We start from the raw sequence: 24976 nt of genomic DNA, 5'->3' as shown, positions 1-24976 counted from the left end.
TATCGCGCCGTTACGACGCCAACGGCAGGAACCAGCGCTCGGCCAGGGCCTTGCCGATCAGGCCACGGTGCACGTTCACCACGGCCTGGGGGTTGTCAGCCTTGGCCAGCAGTGAGTAGTAGCTTTGCTTGCGCTGCTCCTTGGTTTTGAGGTGCGCAACGGCGTAATCGGCTTTGGGGGTGTCGGCATTGGCATAGTGAAAGTGCGCGTACCACAACAGTTTTCCTTGCGGGTCTGTCAGCGCGTATTCCTGAATGAAATCCCGGCGCTCGCCACTCAGAGGCACGCGCTCGCCATACCGGGCCACACCGACCTGCTTTTGCTCGATCAGGTATTCAAGGTTTGCATGGGTGGGCGGTAGGTCCAGACACAGTTGCAGGCGCAGTTCGTCGCCCTTGGCCGTCAGCCGAGCGCCGGCTTCGAGCAGGTGCGTTACCAATGCCCGATCGGCGTTATTGCGGTCTTTTTCAGGCAACGCCTGGATGGCCTGATCCAGCTCCGTGGCGAGGCTGTTGAAGCGGTCGCTTTGATGCTGCATGAACTCCTGCACTTCTTCAGGGTGTCGGGAAATTCTGCGGTACTCGTTGCCGCGGCGCAGGTGCTCGTCCAGCGTGGCCAGCAGCTTGCGAGCCTCGCCCTTGACCAGGTTAAGGCTGCGCACGGCGGACGGTGGGCGCGCAGCAGCGGGCTGCAGGATTTCATCCCACACCTCACCTTTCTGCGAGTACATGCTCAGCAATTGATCGTTGTCTTCGGACCTGACCTCGACGACCTCTATCGGCAAGGTGCTTCCCGCCGGTTTCAGGTCGCCGATAAACGTGCCTTTCTTGCGCGTCCTGATGACTTTTTTCTGGGGCCTTCCTGGTGCGGTCGGAGGGCGTCCGGGCCGGCGTTCGCGCGGTTGGGCGACGGGTTTGATTTCGTCGGCCAGTCTGCGGGTGACATCCAGGTACAGCGCCTCAATCAATTTGAAAAGCCGGTTCGAATACGGTCTATCAGGGGCCTGCACGGCCACGATGCCTAGCCCCTGCAAGGCGTCCAACGCTCGGCCGTAGTGTTCGACCAGGCTGTCCAATACGCTCACCCGGTCACCGGCAGTCAACTCCACGGTGTTGAGCTCGCTATGGGTACGCACGTGTTGCGACAGCGGTGACACGATGGCGTCCAAAGCCTGAAACGCCGGCGCATCTTCTTTGATGACCTGCAGCTTGAGCGTGCGAATCTGCAGGTCCTGGATTGCCAGCGCACTGATCTCTTGCGGCCGACCTTCCGTCAACCGCGTAAATGCTTGCGCACCAGGGGTTCCCTGGCCGAGCAGTTCGTTGAGGTGACGGTCCTTGGCTTGCAGCCAGTGGATCGAGCGTTCATTGATGTCCAGCAATGCCTTGATGAACTGTTCATGGCCTTCGGGATCGAGCATCACCGCCAGATCGAATTCGGCGCCCTGGACGGTGAATTTGCTGTTCGCCCTGTAGAGCGCTTGCCGGTCGGCTTCGGCGACCACCACCAGCTTTCGTGCGTTGTTGACGCTGTTTTCCAGGAGTACCGCCACTGTTTGCGCTGACAAGGGGATGTCCAGCTCCCGCCTTTCCTGCGCACCTTCGAGAATCTTTTGGTACGAACGGGTTTGTTGTTCCAGGGCGGTTTCGAAGCGCCTGCGCGTATCGGCACGCTGTGCATCGGTGTATCGCGTGTCTTGCTGCGCACTTTCCATGACCGCCTGGGCGACCTCGACTGTCCGGTTCTGCGTGGCCTGCTGACCCAGGAACTGCGCGTAGTCGGCTTCAAGCTCGGTTACTCTCTGAGCCTTGCGTCGGCGTTGCTCGGCAATACGTCTGGGCGGCATGCCGCCGCGCAGGCGTAGGCGGGTATCGAGGGTCCAGGTGCCCTGGCCGTCGGTACGCAGGTGCGGGCCGCGACGCGCGGAATCGAGCGAGTCGACGATGATCACCGCGCCGTTCCCAGGTTCGAGTTCCACCTGATACCACTGGCCGTCTACCAGGGCGTGCCAGAGGTTGTCGACCACATACAGGCCCTTGCGCGGCCCGTGCAATATCGGGGCAGGCAACACCCGTGGGCGCTGCGCCTTGTAGCCGGCCAGGCGCGCGCGTTGGCTGGCCGTCAAGCGCTGCCGCGCGTGGGCGAAGCTGAAGTCCAGCGGCGCAGTGTCGGCGCCGAGCAATACGCCGGGCAATGCCACCGCGCCTTGATGAATATGGGGCGCAGCTGGAACGGGCCATTGCTCGGCAACATGCGGCGGCAGCGGCAGGGAGGACTTGCGCGGGGTACCTGTGGCGACATGCGCCACCGTCGGCAATGGCGGGCCCTCCAGCAAGGCCAGGCCCAGGTTGAGCAGCAGGTCGACCGTGGCCAGTTCCCGGACCTGCGGGTCCGTGGATTCCTGGCCCTGGACGTCGTGTTCAAGGCCTGCGTACAGCGTGGCCAGCCAGGCGGTCAGCAGCAGCGGGCCGCGCAGTAAGGGGTACAACACGCTGCCGAACAGCAACCCACCGCCCTCAAGCAGTACTTGCCAACGGCTTTCGCTGTTGGACACCGATGTGCGATCAGCCTGGGCCACAAGCGCCTGGGCATTGCTGCTGTACAGGTACTGCATCAAGCGGCCGGTGAGCAGGCACTGGTGCAACTCGTCGTTCAGGCCATCGACCGACAACGTGGCAGGCTCCGGCGTGCGCACAGGGCTGAATTCATCGCCCTGGCCAAAGCGCAGGTAATGTGGCTCATGAAATCCATTGTTGGCGTAGATCGGCCGCGCGGAGTCGTCCAGCCAGAGCAAAACGCTCGATTGCAACTCTCCCGGTTCGGCAATGGCGTCGAACAAGGCCGCGCGGCTGTGAAACTCCCGAAGCGGTTCTCGGTACAGCGGTCGATACAGGATATGCGGCCCATCCTCGATGTTACGGGCTTCGATGATGTACATGTTCGCCACCTGGTCCGAATGGGCGCCAGGGTGGCTGGACAAGGCCAGATGGCGAATCACGATGTCCTGCTGGTCGGCGACGTCCCTGGCCGTCAGCGCCGCCACGCGTCGGGCGCCGGCGCGGGTCATGCCGCTGGCGTGTTGCAGGCTCAGTTCCAGGGCCAGCATCGGCAGCTGTACCGACACCTGATCGGCGAACAATACTTCGCGTTCGCGGGCTTGCTCATCGTCGCCGAGCAGTTGGGTCTGCAGTAGCCCGGGATAATGCCGGCCGATGTCGACACGTTCGATCAGCCCACCGCTTCCCGTGACATAGTCGGGCGTGAGCCAGGACGGCAGCGGCAGGCCCTGGCGGTGGTTAATGCGCATCTGGCCCTTGGGGCGGCTGGACAGGTTATTGACTGCCAGCTCGGTGAGGCCCATGCGTTCGTGCTGGATGACGCCTACGGTGCCTGGATAGCCGGCGGCGACGCTGAAGGTCAGCTCAAGTTGGTCGGGGTCCAGCGCCGAGGCTTCGGCGGGCGAGTTGAAGCGCAGTGCATCGCGGCGCAGCTCGTTTCGCAGGTTGTCGGCGGTGAACGTCTTGATATCTTTGATGCCGCTGAGGAAAGTACGCCCGCCCGCGCGTTGTTTTGCGCTGGCCAAGGTCAGGCTATAGCGACCGTACTCGGCCTTGGTGGCGCTGTCGGCGTCCTGCAACCAGGCCGGCAGTTGGGGGCGCAAGGTCGTGAGAAGGTCGGGCGCGATGGTCGGCGAGTCGGCAAAGAACTGCGCTGGATCGACGATCCGTCGGTATTCTGCCTGCAAGGCTGCAAACCCCTGGGTGGCGGGCAGGGACAGGGCGCCCAGTTGTTCCAATTGCCGGTTGAGGAGCAGGGCGGCCTCGTGATCGAAGGCGTTGGCGTCCGGCTCATAACGGCGGATGAGGATGTCATCGACGCGGTAGCCCGCGCCCTGGCGTTGGCCCCAGGCCTGGGTCAACGCGTCCATCGAGGTGAATGCCTCGATCTGCCCGCCGGGGTTGCACAGCAGCACGGTGGACGTGCCGTGGCTGGGGCGCGTCAGCACCAGCTCCGGCCCCAGTACGGTGACGCTTCGGCCAGCGCTGCGCAGGGTGGCTTCCAGGCAATAGGCAAACACCGCCTGGGCGCCATGACGGGCGCTGCGCTGTTCACGATCGGGCGTGCCGATGAACTGGTCGAGCATGTCCCGAGCCTGGTCATCCAGGTCGGTGCGACGCAGGGCGGCGATTCTCAACGTGTCCATCAGCATGTCCGCCAGCCAGCGCCAGCGGTCGTCTCTGCTGTCGTCGCGCCAATAGTCGCCTATGGCGTTCTGTAAGCCGATCGGCAGGGTCTCGTTCAGCTCCTTGATGAGGCCTTCGATCACCTTCATGTCTATGCGCGTTGCGGTGGTGCCGGGCAGTTTCAACTGGCGTGGAGGGTTGTCGGTCAGGTAATAACCGAGGTTGCCGATATCGCTGAAGTCCAGATTGACGACGCCGCCCAGGTAGTCATGCACCACTGACAGCAGCGGACGGAAAAACCATTGTTTGCCGTTCGGGGTCGCCAGTTGAGTCGCGGCCAGATCCAATCTCAGCGACGGATAGCGCTGGCCAATGGCGGTGGCGAGCTGGTGTTGAATCACCTGCTCAAGGGTCGGAAGACCGGCGAACTCGCGTGCGACCGCCAGGGCTGGGGTATTCACCCCGGCAGGCAAGGCGGAAGGAGGACTGAAGGGCGCAGCGGGGCTTGAGTCGGGCATGTGTATTCCATGGCGGCATGAGGAGTTGTGCCGAGGATGCCAAAGCGGCCGCGCAGGGGACCCATAACCGGGTACCTCAACCACACAAAACCCGCAAAGCCGCAGCGGATTAGCCTATCATCAGCGGTTTTCTTGACTGATGAATGATCCCGATGACTGCTTCCAGTCTGCCCGCTGAACTTCACACTGCCGACATGCTCGAAATCGATGGCTTGCATGCCTTTGACTTCACCTTCGACGAGAACGGCCTGCGCATCACCTGCATGGACGGCCGCGCCGAAAAGCGCTGGTCGTTCAGCCAGGCGCAGGTGCAGAGCGCCGCTTTTGACGACAATTTGCAAAGCTGGACCCTCACCGGTGAGTCGGGCGAACACCGCCTGGTGTGCATGAGCGCCTTCACCGGCAACAATAACGACGAGGAAGACGAGCATGATGATGCGTAGATTCTGGCCGCTGCTGATGGCCGGCAGTGTTGGTGCGATGTCGGTGCAGGCAGCACCGGCGGACACCTATGAACTGTTGGTGGGCAGCTACACCGCCGGCACCAGCGAAGGCATTTACCGCCTGCAATTCGACAGTCGTACCGGGCAGTTCCAAGGCAAACCGGTGCTGGCGGCCAAGGCGGACAACCCGTCGTGGTTGACCGTATCCAAGGACCAGAAGCATCTGTTTGTGGTCAATGAAAATGGCCCGGGCCAGAAAGATGCGGTGGGGCGCGTGAGCAGCTACGCGATCGACCCGAAAAATCACCAGCTCACCCTGGTCAATCAGGTGCAGAGCCTGGGTAACGAACCGACCCATTCCAGCGTGGCGGCGGACGGGCGTTACCTGTTTGTCGCCAACTATTCGGTGGTGGAAGACCCGGGCGGCAGCCTGGCGATCCTGCCGGTGGACGCCGGCGGCAAGTTGTCGGCGCCGGTGCAGTTGAGCGGGCACCCGGCCAGCCGCGTGAACCCTGAACGCCAGGCCTCCAACCACGTGCATTCGGTGGTCTCATCGCCAGATGGCAAGTACGTGTTCGTTCAGGACCTGGGAGCGGACAAGCTGTTCGCCTACCGGTATGACCCGACGACCAACCACGAATTGCCATTGACCCCGGCCAATCCGGCGTCAGTGCAGCTGCCGCCGGGCAGCGGCCCGCGTCACCTGCTGTTCAGCGCGGACGGCAAACACGCCTGGTTGACCACCGAGATGAGCGCCCAGGTCGCGGTGTTCGATTACAACGACGGCAAGCTGACCCAGACCCAACTGGTCGACTACGCCGCCGGGCAGCCGGTGTCCGACAAGGCCGGTGCGGCGTTGCATGCCTCCAGCGACGGCAAGTTCCTGTATGTGAGTAATCGCGGCACCGCCAACCAGATCATCGTATTTGGCGTGGACCCGGCCACCGCGCACCTCAAGGAGCTGCAGCGTCGCAGTGTGGAAGGCGACCATCCGCGCGAGTTCACCCTCGACCCGAGCGGCAAGTTCCTGTTGATCGCCAACCAGAAGAGCAATGAAATCGTAGTGATCGAGCGCGACCTCAAAACCGGCCTGCTGGGTAAAACCGTGCAGAAATTGCCGATCGATGCACCCAGTGACCTTAAGTTCCTGCTGCGTCAATAAGCCACAGGCCCCGTTCAGCGGGGCCTGAGCCTGTGTATTAATTGTATTAATAGCGGCTAATGTTTCAAAGCATTTCTAAGGCGCAGCCCTCGGGCGTACGTTTGGTTCCAAGGCCACTCCGGCCACACCACCAAACGTACACGAGGGTTACCGCCATGAACTTCAATCTGTTCTCCGTCATCGCTGCTTCCGCTGTTTCCGCCACCGTCGCCTTGCCGGCCGCCGCCAGCGTGGAAGTCACCAGCCGCACCTCCAGCACCAGCGCCTATACCCAGAAATACCTGCAGCAAAGCGCCAACTTCTATGCAGCCCTGGATCATAAAACCCAGCACTGAGCACGTCAGGCCACGCCTTTTGATCGTTCCCACGCTCTGAACTGACCCCACAAAGTTGGACGATTTTCTATCTATGCCTGAGCGGCCTGAATTCTGTATTCAACAGGACTCAGGCCGTTTAGCTTCAGTCTGATACGCGAGTGATTGTAATACTGGATGTACTCGTCGATGCCTGCGTGAAGCTCATCCAGGTCGTTAAATTTATTCAGATAAAAAAATTCGGACTTCAGTGTGCCGAAGAAACTCTCCATGGCCGCGTTGTCATAGCAGTTACCCTTGCGCGACATGCTCGGCGTAACGGAGCATTTTTTGAGAGCCCGCAGGTAAATGGGCATTCGATACTGCCAGCCCTGGTCTGAGTGCAAAACCGGTTTTTCATGCGGCTGAAGCCGCTTGAATGCACCTTTGAGCATCTTCCCGACCATATCGAACAACGGTCTTCTGGCAACCTCGTAGGAAATGATTTCGCCGTTGTACAGATCCAAAACGGGAGACAGATAAAGCTTCTGACCTCCAACTTTGAACTCTGTAACGTCGGTTACCCACTTTTGATTGGGTGACGGAGCTTCGAACTCACGCCTCAAAAGATTAGGCGCTGCCTTGCCTACCTCTCCCTTGTAGGCCCGGTATTTCTTCACCCGCACCAAGCTCTTGAGCTGAAGCTGCGCCATCAGTCGCTGAACAGTCTTGTGATTGACGAGATGACCAGCGCTCCGTACAGCAGCCGTTATGCGGCGATAGCCATACCGGCCCTTGTGCTCGTCGAACGTCGAGCGAATCTTGTCTTTCAGCTCTGCGTACTTATCAGCCGCTTGCAGCGCCTTTTGCTGATAGTAAAAGGTGCTGCGTGCCAAACCGGCAAATTTCAGCAGGCTTTCGAGAGAATGCAGCGGCCTCAGTCCTATTACGATTTGCGCTTTTTCTGCTGCGCTATTCGTTTCTTCTCCTGAACCAAGGCATCGAGCTTTTTTAGGTAGTCGTTTTCCATCCGCAACTGCTTCACCTCGGCAAGCAAATCATCGCGTGAGCGTGATTCGTCATCGGTTGAGCTGGGTTGAACAGGAGGAATGGTGGTCGGCATTTTTTTCGGACGTCCGGCTCTATTAGGCTGCTTGGTAAGGGCATCAAAACCGCCCTCATCAAAGCGGCGTTCCCAGAGGCCGATGATGTCGAACTTACGGATGTCGAACAAGGCCGCCGTCTGCCGATAGGACAGCTGTTCCTCACGCATACGGTTCAAAACAGACAGTTTGAAGTCGTTGCTATAGCGCTGCAGCTTTTTCTCTTTAAGTCCAGCAACGCCATGCACTTGATAGGCCGCGACCCACTGACGAAGGGATGAAAAGTCCACATTGTGACGGTGTGCAACATCCCTCAAACCCGCGCTACCGGAACAATAGTCATGCACGGCTGCGAGTTTTGCTTGCTCTGTGTACTTACCCATGACGCCCCCAAAGGTTGTGTCCAACCTTTGGGGGTCAGTTCACTCTGCGTGGTAACGCCTCCTGGGACGCTCCGCGTCCCGCCCAGCGCCGCAAGCTCAGGCTACTGCGCACAGGCGACGCGGAGCGTCACGGGCTGCATTCCCACGCGGGAGCGTGGGAACGATCTGTGCCGTGTTGGACACAGGACCCAAGCGCTCAAGGCTTGGCCATCACCGCCATGAACACCGGGGATTGCACAAAGCGTGTCAGCCAGTCCTGTAGCCGGTGATACGCAGTGCCTGCAAACCACTCCCGATCTACGTGGGCAAACTGGCGTACAAAGGGCGCCAGTGCCACATCGACAAGGCTCAGATGATCGGCCAGCAAATAATCTCGCTGCGCCAGCAATCCCTCCAGCTTTTGCAGGAACACCTCGCCCTCGGCCCGATAAAACGCCTTGGGCTGCTCCGGGTAGCGTTCGGCGTATTTGTATCGATTCAAGTGATACTTGAAGCGCTCGTCATTCTCGGCAATCAACGCCAGCACCGCCGGGTCACCGCCCAGTCGCCAGTCCTCGGGGTCGTGCCGGGCCAGGGCCCATTGCATGATCGCCAGGCTTTCATCAATCACCTGGCCGTCCACGCTCAGCACCGGCACGGTGCCTTTGGGCGACAATGCCAGCATTTCGGCCGGCTTGGCCTTGAGGCTCACCTCGACGATGCGTACCGGCACGCCGCTGTAGCGCAGTGCCAATCGCGCGCGCATGGCGTAGGGGCAGCGGCGGAACGAGTACAGCAGCGCTTGGCTCATTTGACCTCCAACGTACTCAGGCCGTTGCCCTGGCGCTTGACCTGGATCTGTACCGGGATGCGCTCGTGCATTTCCTGTACGTGGGAAATCACGGCGACTTTGCGGCCCTGGGCCTGCAAGCCATCCAACGCATCCATCGCCAATTGCAGGGATTCGGGGTCGAGGCTGCCGAAGCCTTCATCGATAAACAGCGATTCGATCTTCAGCGTACTGGACGCCATCGACGCCAGCCCCAGGGCCAATGCCAGCGACACCAGGAACGTCTCCCCGCCGGACAACGAATGCACCGAGCGCAGTTCGTCGCCCATTTCCGTGTCCATCACCAACAGGCCCAACATGCTGCCGCCGCGCTTGAGGCGATAGCGGCGCACCAGTTGACGCAGTTGCACATTGGCGTGGTGCACCAGCAGGTCGAGGTTGTAGGCCTGGGCGATCTTGCGGAATGTATCGCCGGTCGCCGAACCGATCAGTGCATTCAGGCGTGCCCAGCGCTGCCACTCGTCATAGGCTGTGGCGATCTCATGGGCCAGGGCGCTGTTGGCGTCCTGGCGACGCTGGTCCTCGGCCTGGCGCGCGCGCAGTTCGGCCACCTGTTTCTCGCCCTCGGCCAATTGCTGGTTGAGGGCGGCGAGGGTGCTGTCCAGCTGTTCGGCTTCCAGGTTGCCGTTGTGCAGGGCCTGGTGTTCCGCCAGGCGCTGTTGGCGCTCTTGCAGCAGGACCTTGGCTTGTTCGACGGCTTTCTCGCTGTGCTGCAGTTGCTGGCGCAGCGCGTTGATGCGCGCCTCGTCGAAGGCCAGCAGACGCGTCAGGCCAGTGTCATCGAGTTCGGGGTGCAGCGCGCGCCATTCGTGGATACGGGCGTCGAGCGCTTGCTGTTCCGCGAGCAGTGCCTGTTGGCGTTCCTGTCGGGCCTTGAGGTCGGCGGCCAGTTGCACCAGCGCGTCACGCGTCTCTTGCAGTTGCTGGTTGGCGTCGGTTTCGCCTTGGCGTGCGTGTACGACGGCCTGGTCCAGTTGTTGCTGCCACTGTTCGGCGCTGGCGTGCTCGCCCAGCAGGTGGCTGAGTGTTTCCTGGGCGGCGTGCTGTCGACTGGTCAGTTCGCCGACCTGCTGGGCCAGTGCTTCAAGTTGCTGCCGGCGATGCTGCTGGTGGGTCTGTTGTTTCTCGATGGCCTGTTGGCGTTCCTGTTGCTCGGCCAGCTCATCGCGCTGATGGCCCAACTGTTCCAGGCGTTGGCTGACTTGCTGGTCCAACTGCATGAAGGTTGCCGCAGGTTCCTTGCGCAGGCCTTCCAGGGTCTCGGCCGGCAGAAGATTGGCGAAGGCACTGAGTTCTTCGTCGAGGCGTTCGCGGTCGCTGGACAGTTCGCGCTGTTGATCCACCAGCAACTGGCGGGCTTGCTGGCTGGCGTCCTGGGCCGCTTGCAATTGTTGCTGCAAGCGCCCGGCGTTTTGTTGCAGGTTGAGCAAGGCCGCCTGGCGTTGTTCGTCCTGGCTGATGTTTTGCGTCAGTTGGGCCAGTTGTTGAGCCAGCCAGGGGCTGCGGTTGGCGGCGTCCTGGTTGAACAGGGAAGTGGCCAGCGGATGTGCATCCAGGCTGGGTTGCAGCGCCTGTTGTTGCGCGGCCAACTGTTCCTGCTGTTGCAGAAATTCCTTTTGCTGCGCGATCAGCCCGCCGACTTCGCCACGCAGGTCGGTGAGTTTTTCCTTGAGGGTGTCGACGGCTTTCTGCGCGGTGGCCTCTTCGGTTTCGTCATGGCGGCCAAGGCTTTGCAGCAGCGCTTCGGGTTGGTGATACGGGTGCTCATGGCTGCCGCACACCGGGCAGGGCTGGTCGTCCTGTAACTGTTCGCGCAATTCTTCGACGCTGGCACTGCGCGCCAGGCGTTGGCGTTCGAGCAGGTGCTTGGTCACCGTCAATGTCTGCTCGGCCACCGTCAGTTCCGCTTTAGCTTGCAGGCCGCTCTGGTTGAGTCGCTCGCGCTGTTGTCGGGCATCGGCGAGTTTCTGTGTCAGCGCGGCAGCTTGCAGGTCCAGCTGTTGCCGGCTGTCCCAGAGGCGCGTCAGGTCTTCGAAGGCGCGCTGTTGCTTGCGATTGTCCTGCAACAGGCTGGCGAGCAGTTGAATCTGTTCGGCCACCGCATGGGGTTCTGCGCCGGCTTCCTGATACAGCAGGTCCAGCGATTGGCGTTGTGCGCTGAACGTTTCGGCAGCGCGGGTGGCGCGCTCCTCCAGTTGCGGCAGTTCGTCCTGGCCCTTTTTCAGGCGGTTACCAATCACCATCAGCTGTTGCAGGCGCTCGCGCTGGTAGGTCCAACCCTCACTCAAGGGTGCCAGGGCCGCACTGCGTTCCAGCTCGGCGCCCAGGCTTTGCAGGCGTTCGGCGACTTGAGCCTGCTTGTCCAGTAAGCCGTTGAGCAGGGCTTGGCCTTCGGTGCAGGCGGTTTGCTGCTGGAGGTGCTCGTCGGTGCGCTTGGCCAGGTCTTGGGTCAAGTGGGTGAGGGTGCTTTGTTCTTCGAAGGCCTGACGTAGCCGCGGGGCCGCGTCGCTCTGGTTCTTCAGGGCGTCAGCCAAGGCCGTTTGAGCGGCTGCCTGCTGGTGTTGAGCTTGCGCCTGGCGGGTCTGCAGCTCGCTCTGCTGTTGGATATGCTGCTGAATCTGCGCAGCCAAAGGTGTCAGCAGTGCGCTCAGTTCGGCCTGGCGTGCGAAGTGATGGCGTTGCGGCGCCAACTGCTCCAGGCGGAGCAGGTCCTGGCGTTGCTGGCTTTGACCGGCCCACTCGGCCTCGGCGCGTTGCAGTTGTTCGGTGGCGTTGAGTTGGCGTTCCTGCCACTCGCGCAATTCCTTGAGCCAGGTGTACTGCAACTCCAACTGCTTGAGTTGGGCCTGTCGGGTCTTGAGCTGCTGCTGGGCCTCGGCCAACTGTTGATCCAGTTCAGCGCGTGCCTCGCCAGTCAACGGGACTATGCCGCTCGCTTGGTCCTGCAACTGCTTGTGCGCGTCCCTGGCTTCCTTGGCTTTGTCGAACGCGCGACGGCCGAGCTGGGTGTACAACGCGGTGTCGGTGAGCTTTTCCAGCAGTTCGCTGCGCTCGTTGTCATTGGCTTTGAGGAACGCGCTGAACTCACTCTGCGCCAGCAGCACGGCGCGGGTGAACTGTTCGAAGTTCAGCCCCAGGGCCAGTTCCAACTGGGTTTTGTATTCGGTTTTCTGGCTGGCCAGCAGTTGGTCGCTGTCCAGGTCGATCAGGCTCTGACGGCTGTTCTGCAACTTGCCGCTGGCCTTGTCGCGGGCGCGGTTGGCCTCCCAGCGCGCACGATAGCGGCGGCCGCTGACACCGACGAAGTCCACCTCGGCATAGCCGCCGCCGGTGCCACGGCGGATCAGGGTGCGCGGGTCACCGATGGAAATATCACTGTCGGCATCCGGCATCTTCGCCTGGCCGGTGTCGCCCAGGCGTGGCACCGCACCAAACAGCGCCAGGCACAGCGCATCGAGCAAGGTGCTCTTGCCGGCGCCGGTGGGGCCGGTGATCGCGAACAACCCGGCACTGGCCAGGGGCTCGGCGGTAAAGTCGATCTCGAACGGGCCGGCCAGGGAGGCCAGGTTTTTCAGGCGAATGGCGAGAATCTTCATGGTTGCTCCTCCTGCTGCACTTCCTGGAGCAGCACGGCGAAGTCCTGCAAAGTCTGTTCATCCACTTCGCTGCCGTAGCTGTCCTGCCAGGCGCGGCTGAACAGCTCCTGGGGCGTGAGCTGGTCGAGTTCGATCAGGCGCTCATCGTCCGTGTCGTCGCCGCCGCGCTTGCCCGCGTACTCGGCAGCAATGCGCACCAGACGCACGGCCTTGCCTTGCAGGGCGCTTTCGATTTGCTGGCGCAGGTCCGGTTGCGGCTCGTCGAGGCGCACGCGCACTTCGAGCCAGGGGTGGCGCTGGGTTTCGGCGAGCAGGTCGATGTCGGGCAGGTCGGCGAGTTGTTTGAGGATGTCCGCCAACGGCGCGGCCTCCAGGCGTTGCAGGTCGACCGAACGGGGAATCAGGATCGGTTCGACACTCACCAGGCATTGGCCCTGGAAGGTGACGTCGAGTATCTGATGCTTATAGCCAATCTCCGAAAATGACAACGGAATCGGCGAGCCGCTGTAGCGAATGCGCTCTTCGCCATTGACCTTTTGCGGCTTGTGCAAATGGCCGAGGGCAACATAGCCGACACTGTTATCGAACAGGCTGGCGGGCAGCGCTTCGGCATTGCCGATGATCAGGCTGCGCTCGGAGTCTTCCGAGACCGAACCGCCGGCCATGTGCGCATGGCTGATGGCGATCAGCGCCTGGCCTTTTTTGCGCTTGGCGTTGGCGGCCGCGATCAGCCATTCATGCACCTGGCCGATCCCGCGCAGGTAGTCGTCGCCCAGGTGCGCACCGGTGACTTCCGCCGGGCGCAAAAACGGCAAGGCCAGACACCAGGCGGCGATCTTGCCTTTGGCGTTCGGCAGCGGGATCAGCAGGCGCTCGGCGTCCAGTTGCCCGTCATCCAGCCACAGCACGCGGCCCAATGCATGGGTGTGCAAACGCCGCATCAACGGCGCGGGCAGTTCGATGCGCGAGCCGGAATCGTGGTTGCCGGCGATCATCACAATGGTCAGGTTGGGGTTTTGTTCATGGGCGCTGATGATGAAGTCATACAGCCGCTCCTGGGCCTTGAGCGGCGGGTTGACCGTGTCGAAGATATCGCCGGCGATCAGCAACGCCTCCGGGCTATGGGCTTTGAGTTGGCCCAGCAGCCACTCAAGGAAACAGGCGTGTTCGAAGTCGCGGTCCTGGCCGTGGAGGTTTTGGCCCAGGTGCCAGTCGGAGGTGTGGAACAGACGCAAGGCGGACTCCAGAAACTCTAGTCAATGACCGCCGCAGGCATGAACGACGGTGAAAAATGCAGAGTTTACCTAGATGAGCGGCGTCTTGCGCGCAAACCGAACAGGGAGCGAGGTGCGCGCTCCCTGTTGGTTGGTGTTACGGGTGTTGGCAGGGCTGCAGACGCCGCCAGGGTTGCGATAAGTCGAAGTCCTTGTCTGTAAAGTTCAGGTCGGGTTGCATGCCGTTCGACCAATGAAGGCCCTTGTAGTTGTAACCGTCATAGGACACTTCGCTGCCATGGCCATACGTCCCATGTTCCTCCCAGGGGGTGGTGCATATCGGCAACGGCTCCGAGGTGACAGCGACATTATGATCGTCGCCGGCGCTGCGCCCATGGCGATCGGTAACAACCAGCGTGATCATGTGGTTGCCCGGGCTGGCGGGTGCCCGAAATATCGGATGAACCTGCGTCGATGTGGCGGGTGTGAAACCCGTGGCTGTCCACGCATAGGTCAATTGTTCGCCGCTGGAATCACCGCTGGACAGGGACAGGGCCATGTTCACCGATACCTCGCGTGCGCCGCTGATCTTCGCGATGGGCGGTGGGGTGGTCGGTGCGGCGAGAATCGTTACCGGGGCCGAGCGCTCCAGCTCATAGGGGCCGGCCTTGATCACCACCTTGATGGTGGTAGGGGTGTCTTTGATGACCGTCGCCGCGGTATACACGCCCTGGGGACGATTCCCTATGCTGCCTTCGTACATGCCGGCGGTTCTGCTCCAGGCATAGCTCAATGGCAGGCCGGTGGGACTCTGCGCATCGACGCGGATCGGTAATTTACCGCCGGACGGGACTACCGGCTGGATTTTCAGGGTGGCGGTGATCGGTGGCGGGGCGGGCCGGACCTTGATCGTCGCGTTCAGGCGTGTGGTGCCGTAGGTGCCTGAGACATCCACCGAAATGGGGTAGTGGGTGTCTTGCGCAACGTCCGGCGCTGTGAGGGTGAGCGAAGCCGTCGTGCCCTCGCTGGGGATGAAGTCGGCGGCTGTCCAGTGGTAGCGCAACGGGTTGCGACGTGAGTCGGCGGCGATGACGCTGACCAGAAAGGTTTGATTGGCATCGACCTCCTGCGGCACACGCAGCTGGGCGGCAGGCGGCTCGCCAATAAAGGGCGGGTAAAAGTTTGCCAGCGTGTCCCGTCGCAGGTTGATGACGCGTGCGCTGTTATTGATCTTTGCCACGCCCATGGGCAAGCCGTCGTAGGTGTGATCGGGGTTGGACCAGTAGTTCACCCTTGGGCACTGAACAGGCGACAGGCACTCTTATGACATGATCGTGCGCCAGAAGGGCGTCTGGGTGGTTTGCCGGTAGCCGAAGCCGTCGCCATGGACGCCTGCCGGCACGTCTGAGTTATGACTCAGCCCGAAGTTGTGGCCCATCTCATGGGCAAAGACGTAGGTACCGGTCGGGCAGCTTAAAACACTGAATGCATACGCTTTGGGTGCGTTCACATACGCCAACCCGCACAGTCCCCTGGCGTTGGTAACCAACACTACCAGGTCGGCTTTTTGCTGTTCGCGCAAAGCATGCACGGGTGCGCCGAGGGTGGCGTCTGTGGGGTCCCGCAGGCTTTTCAACATCGCGTCATAGCCATCCGCGCCAGAAATATCGTCGTAGTCGAGGTGATAAACCCCCGCGCTCTGGAAAGACACCGGCACTTCGCTGAGGGTCATGCCACGGTTGGCCTCGGCGAACATCAGCGTTGCGAGCCCGTCCATGTCCGGCCACGCCGTCCTGGCGCCGTTGGTGAATACCAGCATCACGCGCACCGTGCTCAGGGGGCTGGCAGCTTCTTTCGAGGGGCGGGTACCCCGTGTTTTGGCCCCCTGCTTGCCGGTGCGCCCGGCGGGCCGTTCGGCATCGCCCGGGTAGCGGGTTTCGTCCACCTTGACGATCACGTGTCTGCCATCGCCTATCGGCATCAGCAGGTAGAGCTGGCCCTTATAACGAATTGAACCGGTGATGTTGTCGTCGTGACGTGCCAGCGTCACGGTATTAAGGCCATCTTCGGGCACTTCTTTATGGGCGGTAGAGGCCTGCCGGGCGTGGCTGCGCTGGTCCGGCAGGCGCGCATGCCAGACCAGCATGCCCGGCTTCTGGCGGTACGATTCAACCCTGTCGGCGACCACAACCACGCCATCCTCCAGGGGCAGCGCGAGGTTCCTGGTGCCCGCCGTCAGCAACCGAGGTGCAGGGTCACCTGGTTAACCTGCGATGTGGTCGGGTCGCTGAGCAGTGCCTGCAAGGCAGCGTTGCGCGGTTGCGCGACGCTGGCCTGGGCCGACACCGCATCGCCGAGGATAAACAGCTCCTCGACGGCAAAGCTGCGCGAGCACACCAACAACAAGAGCGCGAGCAGCGCATAGGACGTGAGTTTGTTCATGATTTGCCATTGCTCCTGAGCGCATCACCGATCGGTCTTAACGTTCAAGTATGTAAGGGCAGGGGCTGGGAGGCTGGCTACTGTCAGAAATCACAGTTCCGACGGGTGGCAGGGAGGGAGTGGGCTGACTCTCATTACTGGGAACCAGCCCATTTGCGGTATCACCCAGCGTGCAGGCACTCCAGCGCGCGGTCGGCCAGGGTGCTGGCCATGTCGATCAGGTGCTGCGTGGCGCCGGCCATATGGCGTTGCTCGCCGCTCAATCCCTGGGTGGTGTCGGACGCGGTGGCGGCGGCGCAGCGCAGCAGGTCGCAGAGCTGGGCGAGGGCGTCTTCGAAGCTGAGGTCGTGGTGCACGGTGAAGGATGGCGGTGAGTCGGGTTGCAGGTAATGACGCAGAGCGCGGTCGAGAATGTCGCGGTCGAGGCTGAAACGGGGTGGGTCGGGGACGATTTTGTTCATGAGTGAAGCTCCTGAAAAGTGGGAGCCAATCTTTTACCGATCTCACTCGGCGAAAGGTGGCAGCTATGTGCGGGGTGAGATTACCGGTCAGGAAGCACCCGGTCAGACCGAAGTCTGCCCGCACACAGCCGCCATAGAGCATGTTGCTCGCGGTTGTGGCGCTTGGCTTTCTGTTCACAGGATCTCACCCCTGATCGCTGATAGGCAGCGACGGAGCGAAGGCTAGCCAGTGGAACAAGCAGGCGCAAGGCCGTGGGATTGTCTAGGAAACGTCCTGCAAATTAAAGGGATAGGGATTGCTGGCCTTTAACAATGCATGTCGATCAGCAGCGCAGGTTAAAGATGGGAGGGGCGGTGCGACGATTCGACTTGCCCCCGATAGCGGCGTGTCAGTCCGCTCATCTACAACTGACCCACCGCTATCGGGGCATAGGTATCTACACAACTTTGGTTCAACGCTGAACGCCCGGCAGATAGGGCTGTTGTGGCGAGCGGGCTTGTCCCGCGTTGGGCTGCGCAGCAGCCCCAGTAAAGAAGAATGCGCTGTATCAGACACTCTGTAGAGGCTGCTTTGGGGCCGCTTCGCCGTCCAACGCGGGACGAGCCCGCTCGCCACAGGGGGATTTGTCAGGATCTGAAAGTTGTGTAGATACCCATGGCTATCGGGGGCAAGCCCCCTCCCAACTTTTTATGTGTGGTGTGTCAGGGATGCAGGGGCTTATTTGGGATACAGCGGTGGCAAGCTGGTGGTGTCCGTGGCCGGGTCCGGTTCGCGCTCGGCCATGGGGATGGCTTTGACCGCGCGCCACAGGTCTTCGCCCAGCCAGTACTGGCCGCTCTCGCTGTACAGCGCACCGTTCAACCCATCCAGCGCGTCCGACAGCGGCACGAAGCGCGCCGCCATGTCCGCCAGGGTTTCCGGTTGCTGGCGCGCCCAGGCGTCCAGGGCCTGGCGAGTGGCCTGGGGGTCGTTGGCCTGAGTGGCGCGCTTGAGGTCGTCGAGCAGGGTGCGCGGGCTCGGGCCGGTTTGCGTCGCGCGCTGCACGGCGGGTTGCCGACGCGCGCGCCACCACAGGCCGAAGCCCAGCAGGGTGGTGCAGGCCAGCAGCAAGGTGCTCAGTTGCCACAGCCACAGGCGGCTGTCGTCCGGGGCGGTGATGATGGTCGGCGTGGCGGGGGTGTCCACCACCAGACTGGGGTTGTTGGCCACTTGCAGGGTGCGCGCCGGCAGGCTGGTGCGCTCCAGGTGGTCTTCGTGGGTGTTCCACCACACCACGTCGACGGCCGGCAGTTCCAGCGCGCCGGCGCGGTTGGGCACCAGCGCCTCGCGGTCTTCGCGGCTGCCGACCAGGCCGCGCTCGCTGGTCTGGTTGGCCAGCACCGGTTGGTCCGGGTAGCGGCGCAGGCCGGCGATGTCGGTGCTGGGCAGGGCCGGCAGTTGTGCGCTGGAGAGACCTTCGGCCTTGACCGTGAGGCTGCGGGTCAGCGAGTCCCCCACTTGCACCTGCGCAGGCTCGGGGTTCCAGCTTTCGCTCAAGGTGAGGCTGCGGGCCGGTAGCCAGGGCGCATCGGCAGGGTAGAGCGACGGCTTGGGCCGGACCGTCAGCCGCAAGGGTGCGGAGCTGACATGGATCAGCTTGCCCGGCTTGGTGCCCTGCAGCGTATTGTCCTGGGGCGGGCGCGCTTCCACCAAGGTGGCGCTGAAAGTCTGCGCACCCACCTCCAGGCTGCCGCTGTGCTGGGGGTAGAGGGCGTAGCGAGTTTCGATCACGCCATGGCGAATACTGTTGATGACTTTTTCATAGGTGCGCGATTCGCCCAGTTGCTCGACGCGCGCGTCGGCGATCTGCAACGGCGTGAGGCTGCTGTCGTCATACAGCGACACCGAGTGGTATACGCGCACGGTCAACAGCGCCTGGGCCTGGACATACACGCTGGACTGGTCGAGGCTGGCTTCGACGAACACCGGCGCCAGTTCCGCGCTGGTGTTCTGGCTGGCGGTTTCCATGACCTGCAGGCTGATCGGCTGGGTCTGAAGGTCGCCCACTTGCAGGGGCGGGATCACCACCGTGCCGTTTTCCTTGGGCAGCAAGGTGATGATCCAGCGCGTGGTGGCGTGGTTGTCGCCGCCCAGGGTGGTGAGTTGGTTGATCTGGCGCGTGCCGCTGACTTCAAACTGCGCATCCAGCGGCGACAGGTCGGGTTTACCGAACTGGGTGGCATCGCTGGACTCCACTGTCAGCTCCACCGTTTCACCGGAGTTCAGCCGGCTGCGGTCGACGCTGGCAACCAGGTTCGCCGCCTGGGCGGCGCTGGTCGATAACGCGAGCAGAAGCAGTAGGGTGGGGCGGCTCATCGAGTCTTGTCCTGATGTTGTTGCTGTTCGTACCAGAATTTGCGCCGCAGCAGTTCGCCGGGGTTGTCCGGAATCTGCCGCAGCCATTGTTCCAGGGCCTGGCGTTGTTCGCTCAGGCTGGCGTCGGAGCGGCGCAGCGGCGGCGTGGTGGTTTGCTCGTCGCCCAGCTCGCTGCCCGGCACCTCGTTGCTGCCAGTCGTGGGTTTGACGCCGGACTGGGTATCGGTGCTGCCGGATTTGCCCTGGCCCTGGGTGGACTCTTCACCGCCGGTGGCGGTTTGCCCATCGGCGCCCGGTTGCGCAGTCTGGCCGGGTTGGGGTGTTTCGTCATCCGGGTTTTTTGCCGGTTGCTCGGGTTTTTGCTCGGCCTGCGCCTGGGCCTGTTCCTGTATCAAGGCTTCGACCAGGGCTTTGTTTTTCAGCGCCGGGTGCAGGTCGGGCTGGGCTTCGAGGGCTTGGTCGTAGGCATCCACCGCCGCCTCCAGCTCGCCGGCCTTGGCCAGGGCGTTGCCGCGGTTGTAGTGGGCGAACGCGTCATTGCTTTCGGCAAAACGTTTGGCCGCTTCGGCGTAGTTGCCCGACTCATACAGCGCCACGCCTTGCCATTGCCGGTCTTCGAAACGCTCGGCGGCTTGCGCGGGGCGTTTTTTCTTCAGCAGGTACTGGCCTTGCTGGTCGGGGCGCAGCCACAAATCCTGCAGCTCGAACGCGTAGCTCGGCTGGGGCGCGCCCAGCAGCAACAAAGGCAGGCAGAACAGCCACCCCCGGCGCCCGGCGCAGGCGGCGAGCATCAGTAACGGCAGCAGCAACCAGTAACCCTGGTCGGCCCAAGTATCCAGGCGCAGGCGTTGCCCGTCGTCGCGCATGGCTTGCGGGGCGTCCAGTACGCCGAGCTGGCGCAGGTCCTTGTCATCCAGGCGTGCAGCGCGATAACGACCGCCCATTTCGCTGGCGAAGGCTTTGAGGGTCGGGCTGTCCAGGCGCGGCACCAGGATTGCGCCCTGTTCGTCCTTGAGGAACTCACCGCTCTCCTGGGCCACGGGCGTGCCCTCGCGGCTGCCGATGCCGAGGATCGACAGGCTCGGCGCCTGGGCGCTCTGCAGCAACAGCCGGATGCCTTGGCGCTCTTGTTTGGACAACGACGAGCCGATCAGCAACAGACGCCCCTGGCCCAGGCTGGCCTGGTTCAGCAGGGCCAGGGCTTTTTCCACGGCCAGGTCGGCGCGGTGCCCCGGCTCGGGCATGATCGAGGGACGCAGGGCTTCCAGCAGGTTGCCGCTGGTGGCCAGGTCGTCCGACAAGGGCACGAGCGTGTGGGCGCTGCCGGCGTACACCACGATGGCGGTCTGCGCATCGCTGCGGGCGCGCAGCAAGTCATACAGCTTGCGCCGCGCCTGCTCCAGGCGGTTGGGTGGGGCATCGGTGGCGAGCATTTCCGGGGTCAGCTCCAGCAGCACCACCAGCGGGTCGGCAGGTTTCTGGCTGGACTGTTCCACGCGTTGCCAGCTCGGGCCGAGCAAGGCCAGTACCGCCAGCAGCCAGGCAATACCCAGCACGACCCACGGTGATTTGCTTTCGCGGCCGTTGCCGCCGCTGAGCAGCACGGCATGGAAGGCCGGCGGCAGGATGACCTGCCAGCGCCCGGCGCGTTTTTGCCGGTGCCACAGTTGCCACAGCAACCAGCCGAGCAATGGCAGCAGCAACAGCCACCAGGGGCGAAACCAGTGCGGCCACAGAGCGATCATCGGCGCCCCCGTAAACGCAGGCGCTTGAGACGTTGGCGCCACTGGGGCTTGGGTGGCAGGAATAAACCTTTGCTGGCCAATTTATCGAAGCCGCGTTGCAGCGCGTTGTTCGGCCAACGTTCCTGGATCACCAGCAACACGCTCAGGATCAACGCCAGCGCCAGCGGCGCGCTGTACAGCGCGTGTGCCGGGCGCGCCTGGGTGGGTTGCTGTTCAACCGGTTCGAGGGTGTCCAAAGTCTGCTTGATCGCTTGCAGCTGCGCGCCATCCCGGGCTCGAAAGTACTGGCCCCCCGTGGCCTCGGCAATCGCCCTGAGCGAGGGTTCGTCAAGGTCCAGGCTGGGGTTGACGCCGAGGATGCCCAGCGAGCCGTTTTGCTCCGGGTCGGCCCCAATGCCGATGGGGTAGATCTTTACGCCTTCTTCGGCGGCCAGGCGCGCGGCGGTCAGCGGGTCGATCTGCCCGGCATTGTTGGCGCCGTCGGTGACCAGGATCAGTACGCGGCTCTGGGCCGGGCGTTGGCGCAGACGTTTCAAGGCCAGGCCGATGGCATCGCCGATGGCCGTGTTCTTGCCTGCGATGCCGATGCGCGCCTCGTCCAGCCAGGTGCGCACGGTCCGCCTGTCAAAGGTCAGGGGCGCCTGCAGGTAGGCCTGGCTGCCGAACAGGATCAAGCCCACGCGGTCGCCTTCGCGACTTTCGAGAAAATCGCCGAGCAGGTGTTTGACCAGGTTCAGGCGGCTGATGTCTTCGTCCTGCCAGTGCATATCGGGGAAGTCCATGGAGCCGGAAACGTCCACCGCCACCAGCAGGTCGCGGCCACTGGCGGCGATCGGCAAGGGTTCGCCGAGCCATTCGGGGCGCGCGGCGGCGGTCAGCAACAGCAGCCACAGCACCACGAACGGCGCTTGCTGGCGCCAGCCCGGCAGGTTGGAGCGCGCGCGACGGCGTGCCAGGCCTTCGAGGTCGCTGAGGTAGCTGACTTTCAGCGCCGGTTCGCCGCTGTCGGCCGCCGGCAGGATCAGCCGCATCAACCAGGGCAGCGGCAGCAAGAGGAAGACCCATGGCCAGGCGAACTCAAACATGTTTGCGGATCCAGGTGTCGACGGCCTGGGTCAGGCCGGCGATGGCCTTGTCGTCGAGTTTGCATTCGGGCTTGTACGCACCTTCCACCAGCACCATCCAGCGCGTCAGGCCTGCGGCGGGGCAGCGGTTGTCGAGGAATGCCAGCCATTTGCGGCCGTTGAGGGTATGGCTCTGGCTGTAGGGGTAGTCGTTGCGGCACAGGCGTTTGAGCAGGCCGTTGAGTTGCTGCAGCCAGGCGCCGGCGGGCGCGCCGTCATAGGGCTTGGGCATCAGCGCAAGCTCGGCGAGGGCGGCGATGCGCAGCGGGTCCAGCGGTTGCTCGGTGCGCACCGCCGGGCGGCGGGTCGGCAAAAAACGGCGCAGCGACCACAGGCCCCAGCCCAGCAGCGGTATCAGCAACAGCAACAGCCACCAGCCTGGCGCGGGCGGCCAGAAACCAATGGCCGGCGGGGCAATCAGCGGTTGCAGTTGATCGAGGCTGCTCATTGCTTTTTAACCGGGCGTTGCGGGTTGAGGTATTCGCGCAGTTGCTCGACCATTTCGCTCTGGGTGCTCAAGGGCATCAGCAAGACACGTAGTTTCTGCGCGAGCAATTCCCAGCGGGCGATGCGGGCTTCGGCCTGAGCCTTGTAGGCCTGGCGCAGATCGTAATTGAGCGTGTCCAGTTCCAGTTGCGCACCCCGTTCGGCGAAGCGCAGCAGCCCGGCGGCGGGCAGGGCATGGTCGAGCGGGTCGCAGACTGGCAGCAGCAACAGGTCGCAATGGCGCGACAGCAGGCTCAATTGCTGCTCGGCGCCGTCGCTCAACGCGCGCTCGTCGCAGATCACGATCACCAGGCTGCCCGGGCGCAGGACCTCGCGGCCACGACGCAGGGCCATGCCCAAGGCATCGGCTTCGGGGCGGGTTTCGGTATTCAGGCTCTGGTTGACCCGCACCAGGCGGTTGAGCAATTGCAGCAGGCTTTGCTTGCTGCGGCGTGGCTTGATTTCGTAATGCTCGTTGTCGCCGAACACCAGCCCACCGACCCGGTCGTTATGCCCCAGCGCCGCCCAACCGATCAGGCTGGCGGCCTGGGCGGCGAGCACTGACTTGAACATCTGGCCGGAGCCGAAAAACAGCCGGCAGCTTTGCTCGACCATGATGAAAATCGGGCGCTCGCGCTCTTCGTGGAACAGCTTGGTGTGCGGCTCCTGGGTGCGCGCAGTCACGCGCCAGTCAATGGTGCGCACGTCATCGCCGGCCTGGTACACGCGCACCTGGTCAAAGTCCACACCGCGCCCGCGCAGCTTGGAATGGTGCAGGCCGATCAAAGGGCTGCGCTGGCTCGGCGTGGAAAACAGCTGCACTTCACGCACGCGGTGGCGCATCTCAATCAGCTCGCTGAGCGTGACGCGGATTCCATCACCAGTATTCATAGCCTTCAAGCGACGGCAACGACGTCGAGAATGCGTTGCACCACGCGGTCCTGGTCGATCCCGGCGGCTTCGGCCTCGAACGACAGGATGATGCGGTGGCGCAGCACGTCGAACAGTACGGCCTGGATATCTTCCGGGCTTACGAAGTCGCGCCCGGCCAGCCAGGCGTGGGCGCGTGCGCAGCGGTCCAGGGCGATGGAACCGCGCGGGCTGGCGCCGTAGGCGATCCATTCGGCCATTTCCGGGTCGAACTTGGCCGGTGTGCGCGTGGCCATAACCAGTTGCACCAGGTACTCCTCCACCGCATCGGCCATATACAGGCCGAGGATTTCCTTGCGAGCGGCGAAGATCGCCTGCTGGCTGACGCGGCGCTCGGGTTTGGTTTCACCGTTGAGCGCTTCGCCGCGCGCCTGCTGCAGGATGCGCCGCTCCACGGTGGCATCGGGAAAACCGATCTTGACGTGCATCAGGAAACGGTCGAGCTGGGCTTCGGGCAGCGGGTAGGTGCCTTCCTGTTCGATGGGGTTTTGCGTGGCCATCACCAGGAACAACGGCGACAGGTCGTAGGTGCTGCGCCCCACGCTGACCTGGCGTTCGGCCATGGCTTCGAGCAGGGCCGATTGCACCTTGGCGGGGGCGCGGTTGATCTCGTCCGCCAGCACCAGATTGTGGAAGATCGGCCCCTGTTGGAACACGAAACTGCCGGTTTCCGGGCGATAGATCTCGGTGCCGGTGATGTCGGCGGGCAGCAGGTCGGGAGTGAACTGAATACGATGGAACTGCGCTTCGATGCCCTCGGCCAGCTCTTTGATGGCCTTGGTCTTGGCCAGGCCCGGCGCGCCTTCGACCAGCATATGGCCGTCGGCGAGCAGGGCGATGAGCAGGCGCTCGATGAGCTTTTCCTGGCCGAGAATCTGCGTAGAAAGAAAGGTTCGCAGCGCAAGCAGCGCTTCACGATGTTCCATCGATGACGGTTCCTGGAAAGAAGAGCCCGCGTGCTGTGAAACGAACAGCGGGCTGGGGGCATTACTTTAATGCATCGAGGGGCGTGGCGACTAACGGCGTAACGGCTATTTTTGGCAAAACTTGTAGGAATTATGTGCGAAGGTGCGCTTTCTGTTGTGAACACCGGCAATGCGGGCGGGGCTCGCCTTTTAAATCCGAGTATAGGTGCCCGTGCCTTTGAGGATGTTCTGCAAGGTGTCCTCCACCTCGCCCAAGTCGGATGCGACCGTGGCATGGGTAATCTCCAGCTGATCCTTGCCACCCAGCGCATCAGCATCACCGGCAGCCAGTTCTATTCGCAACGTCGTGTCGCCCAGCGTGACCTTCAGCCCATCCAGGGTCGACGGCTCGTAGTCCCAGGTCAGCTCGACTTCCTCTTCGTCCGGGTAGCGGCTGAGCATGAACATCTCGCCGTTTTTGCCATGGCAGCAGAGCATCGCCATATTGTCTTCTTCTTCGTCGCATGGGGTGGCCATGAGGGCGTCGGTTTTTAACTGAAGCATGGGGAATCCTGTTGGGTGGAGGCACGGCGCCGGCAATTGTGCCATTGCGCGCACGTTTGTGCTGAATGCTGTATCGGCCAGCGGGAGATGACTGTTCAGTATCGGTCGGTCATTTCGGGTGCTTTTGTCGATCAAATGCGTAGATTTTTCACGGCTTAACCTTGGTTGCACCCGTCGCAACCCTGGTCTTGCTTACCGATGACCGAATATGTCGCAGCGCTGCAAGAGCCGTCCTCCT

At 62.8% G+C, this 24976-nt stretch carries 19 protein-coding genes; 3 read left to right on the top strand and 16 right to left on the bottom strand.

Annotated features, from left to right (window positions below; all coding sequences use genetic code 11):
• Positions 1 to 10: 10 nt before the first annotated feature.
• On the bottom strand, positions 11 to 4702 hold the full coding sequence (locus PSH94_RS14125; protein WP_305434876.1) for a hypothetical protein: 4692 nt from the start codon (positions 4700 to 4702) through the stop codon (positions 11 to 13).
• Between the two features lie 152 nt (positions 4703 to 4854).
• Between PSH94_RS14125 and PSH94_RS14120 the strand changes: the two genes are divergently transcribed.
• From PSH94_RS14120 to PSH94_RS14110, 3 genes are all read left to right on the top strand, one after another.
• Entirely contained in the window at positions 4855 to 5145 is a 291-nt protein-coding gene (locus PSH94_RS14120) for a DUF5629 family protein (RefSeq protein ID WP_181076953.1), read from the top strand.
• Positions 5132 to 6307, top strand: a complete 1176-nt coding sequence (locus PSH94_RS14115; protein WP_253507988.1) for a lactonase family protein — start codon at positions 5132 to 5134, stop codon at positions 6305 to 6307. Before PSH94_RS14120 ends, PSH94_RS14115 begins: the two co-directional genes overlap by 14 nt.
• Before the next feature lie 155 nt (positions 6308 to 6462).
• Positions 6463 to 6642 (top strand): hypothetical protein, encoded by a 180-nt coding sequence (locus PSH94_RS14110; RefSeq protein ID WP_181076955.1) that lies wholly within the window; start codon positions 6463 to 6465, stop codon positions 6640 to 6642.
• Positions 6643 to 6713: 71 nt separating this feature from the next.
• Here PSH94_RS14110 and PSH94_RS14105 read toward each other — a convergent pair.
• The 15 genes from PSH94_RS14105 to PSH94_RS14035 all read right to left on the bottom strand — a co-directional run bounded on the left by PSH94_RS14105 (position 6714) and on the right by PSH94_RS14035 (position 24738).
• Positions 6714 to 8086, bottom strand: a protein-coding gene (locus PSH94_RS14105; RefSeq protein ID WP_305434873.1) for an IS3 family transposase whose coding sequence is annotated in 2 segments (ribosomal slippage) — positions 6714 to 7615 and positions 7615 to 8086 — 1374 coding nt in all. Because the reading frame shifts where the segments join, the coding sequence is not laid out codon by codon here.
• A 196-nt stretch (positions 8087 to 8282) separates the two neighbouring features.
• The gene (locus tag PSH94_RS14100; RefSeq protein ID WP_305434871.1) at positions 8283 to 8876 is read right to left on the bottom strand and encodes a glutathione S-transferase; all 594 of its coding nucleotides are present in this window, start codon (positions 8874 to 8876) and stop codon (positions 8283 to 8285) included.
• A complete protein-coding gene (locus PSH94_RS14095) occupies positions 8873 to 12511 on the bottom strand; it encodes an AAA family ATPase (protein WP_305434870.1) in 3639 nt (1212 codons plus the stop codon). The genes PSH94_RS14100 and PSH94_RS14095 overlap by 4 nt, the downstream gene beginning before the upstream one ends.
• A complete protein-coding gene (locus PSH94_RS14090) occupies positions 12508 to 13746 on the bottom strand; it encodes an exonuclease SbcCD subunit D C-terminal domain-containing protein (RefSeq protein WP_305434869.1) in 1239 nt (412 codons plus the stop codon). Before PSH94_RS14090 ends, PSH94_RS14095 begins: the two co-directional genes overlap by 4 nt.
• Before the next feature lie 136 nt (positions 13747 to 13882).
• Complete coding sequence (locus tag PSH94_RS14085) at positions 13883 to 15016, bottom strand: hypothetical protein (protein WP_305434868.1); 1134 nt, start codon at positions 15014 to 15016, stop codon at positions 13883 to 13885.
• Positions 15017 to 15046: 30 nt separating this feature from the next.
• On the bottom strand, positions 15047 to 15919 hold the full coding sequence (locus PSH94_RS14080; RefSeq protein ID WP_305434867.1) for a M12 family metallo-peptidase: 873 nt from the start codon (positions 15917 to 15919) through the stop codon (positions 15047 to 15049).
• Positions 15920 to 15960: 41 nt separating this feature from the next.
• Positions 15961 to 16167 carry a hypothetical protein gene (locus tag PSH94_RS14075; protein WP_253507978.1) on the bottom strand — a complete coding sequence of 69 codons (207 nt, stop codon included), beginning with the start codon at positions 16165 to 16167 and terminating at the stop codon, positions 15961 to 15963.
• A 161-nt stretch (positions 16168 to 16328) separates the two neighbouring features.
• Positions 16329 to 16628: a DUF3077 domain-containing protein gene (locus PSH94_RS14070; RefSeq protein WP_305434866.1), complete on the bottom strand. Its 300-nt coding sequence runs from the start codon at positions 16626 to 16628 to the stop codon at positions 16329 to 16331.
• 718 nt (positions 16629 to 17346) lie between these two features.
• Positions 17347 to 18984 (bottom strand): BatD family protein, encoded by a 1638-nt coding sequence (locus PSH94_RS14065; protein ID WP_181077956.1) that lies wholly within the window; start codon positions 18982 to 18984, stop codon positions 17347 to 17349.
• A complete protein-coding gene (locus PSH94_RS14060) occupies positions 18981 to 20729 on the bottom strand; it encodes a tetratricopeptide repeat protein (protein ID WP_305434864.1) in 1749 nt (582 codons plus the stop codon). The genes PSH94_RS14065 and PSH94_RS14060 overlap by 4 nt, the downstream gene beginning before the upstream one ends.
• Positions 20726 to 21814, bottom strand: a complete 1089-nt coding sequence (locus PSH94_RS14055) for a VWA domain-containing protein (RefSeq protein WP_181077952.1) — start codon at positions 21812 to 21814, stop codon at positions 20726 to 20728. Before PSH94_RS14055 ends, PSH94_RS14060 begins: the two co-directional genes overlap by 4 nt.
• Positions 21807 to 22301: a DUF4381 domain-containing protein gene (locus PSH94_RS14050; RefSeq protein ID WP_181077950.1), complete on the bottom strand. Its 495-nt coding sequence runs from the start codon at positions 22299 to 22301 to the stop codon at positions 21807 to 21809. Before PSH94_RS14050 ends, PSH94_RS14055 begins: the two co-directional genes overlap by 8 nt.
• Complete coding sequence (locus PSH94_RS14045; RefSeq protein ID WP_253507972.1) at positions 22298 to 23230, bottom strand: DUF58 domain-containing protein; 933 nt, start codon at positions 23228 to 23230, stop codon at positions 22298 to 22300. The genes PSH94_RS14050 and PSH94_RS14045 overlap by 4 nt, the downstream gene beginning before the upstream one ends.
• Before the next feature lie 5 nt (positions 23231 to 23235).
• Positions 23236 to 24195, bottom strand: a complete 960-nt coding sequence (locus PSH94_RS14040; RefSeq protein ID WP_034098224.1) for a MoxR family ATPase — start codon at positions 24193 to 24195, stop codon at positions 23236 to 23238.
• A gap of 189 nt (positions 24196 to 24384) precedes the next feature.
• Positions 24385 to 24738 carry a hypothetical protein gene (locus tag PSH94_RS14035; RefSeq protein WP_305434862.1) on the bottom strand — a complete coding sequence of 118 codons (354 nt, stop codon included), beginning with the start codon at positions 24736 to 24738 and terminating at the stop codon, positions 24385 to 24387.
• Between the last annotated feature and the right edge of the window lie 238 nt (positions 24739 to 24976).

The organism is Pseudomonas sp. FP2254 (assembly GCF_030687695.1).
Classification (GTDB): domain Bacteria; phylum Pseudomonadota; class Gammaproteobacteria; order Pseudomonadales; family Pseudomonadaceae; genus Aquipseudomonas; species Aquipseudomonas quebecensis.
Note: the sequence above shows the minus strand (reverse complement) of the source record. Positions and strands in the feature narration are given on the sequence as shown.

Coding starts and splice junctions, on each gene's coding strand:
- PSH94_RS14125 (WP_305434876.1), bottom strand. CDS start 4,702: ATGCCCGACTCAAGCCCCGCTGCGCCCTTCAGTCCTCCTTCCGCCTTG.
- PSH94_RS14120 (WP_181076953.1), top strand. CDS start 4,855: ATGACTGCTTCCAGTCTGCCCGCTGAACTTCACACTGCCGACATGCTC.
- PSH94_RS14115 (WP_253507988.1), top strand. CDS start 5,132: ATGATGATGCGTAGATTCTGGCCGCTGCTGATGGCCGGCAGTGTTGGT.
- PSH94_RS14110 (WP_181076955.1), top strand. CDS start 6,463: ATGAACTTCAATCTGTTCTCCGTCATCGCTGCTTCCGCTGTTTCCGCC.
- PSH94_RS14100 (WP_305434871.1), bottom strand. CDS start 8,876: ATGAGCCAAGCGCTGCTGTACTCGTTCCGCCGCTGCCCCTACGCCATG.
- PSH94_RS14095 (WP_305434870.1), bottom strand. CDS start 12,511: ATGAAGATTCTCGCCATTCGCCTGAAAAACCTGGCCTCCCTGGCCGGC.
- PSH94_RS14075 (WP_253507978.1), bottom strand. CDS start 16,167: ATGAACAAACTCACGTCCTATGCGCTGCTCGCGCTCTTGTTGTTGGTG.
- PSH94_RS14070 (WP_305434866.1), bottom strand. CDS start 16,628: ATGAACAAAATCGTCCCCGACCCACCCCGTTTCAGCCTCGACCGCGAC.
- PSH94_RS14065 (WP_181077956.1), bottom strand. CDS start 18,984: ATGAGCCGCCCCACCCTACTGCTTCTGCTCGCGTTATCGACCAGCGCC.
- PSH94_RS14060 (WP_305434864.1), bottom strand. CDS start 20,729: ATGATCGCTCTGTGGCCGCACTGGTTTCGCCCCTGGTGGCTGTTGCTG.
- PSH94_RS14055 (WP_181077952.1), bottom strand. CDS start 21,814: ATGTTTGAGTTCGCCTGGCCATGGGTCTTCCTCTTGCTGCCGCTGCCC.
- PSH94_RS14050 (WP_181077950.1), bottom strand. CDS start 22,301: ATGAGCAGCCTCGATCAACTGCAACCGCTGATTGCCCCGCCGGCCATT.
- PSH94_RS14045 (WP_253507972.1), bottom strand. CDS start 23,230: ATGAATACTGGTGATGGAATCCGCGTCACGCTCAGCGAGCTGATTGAG.
- PSH94_RS14040 (WP_034098224.1), bottom strand. CDS start 24,195: ATGGAACATCGTGAAGCGCTGCTTGCGCTGCGAACCTTTCTTTCTACG.
- PSH94_RS14035 (WP_305434862.1), bottom strand. CDS start 24,738: ATGCTTCAGTTAAAAACCGACGCCCTCATGGCCACCCCATGCGACGAA.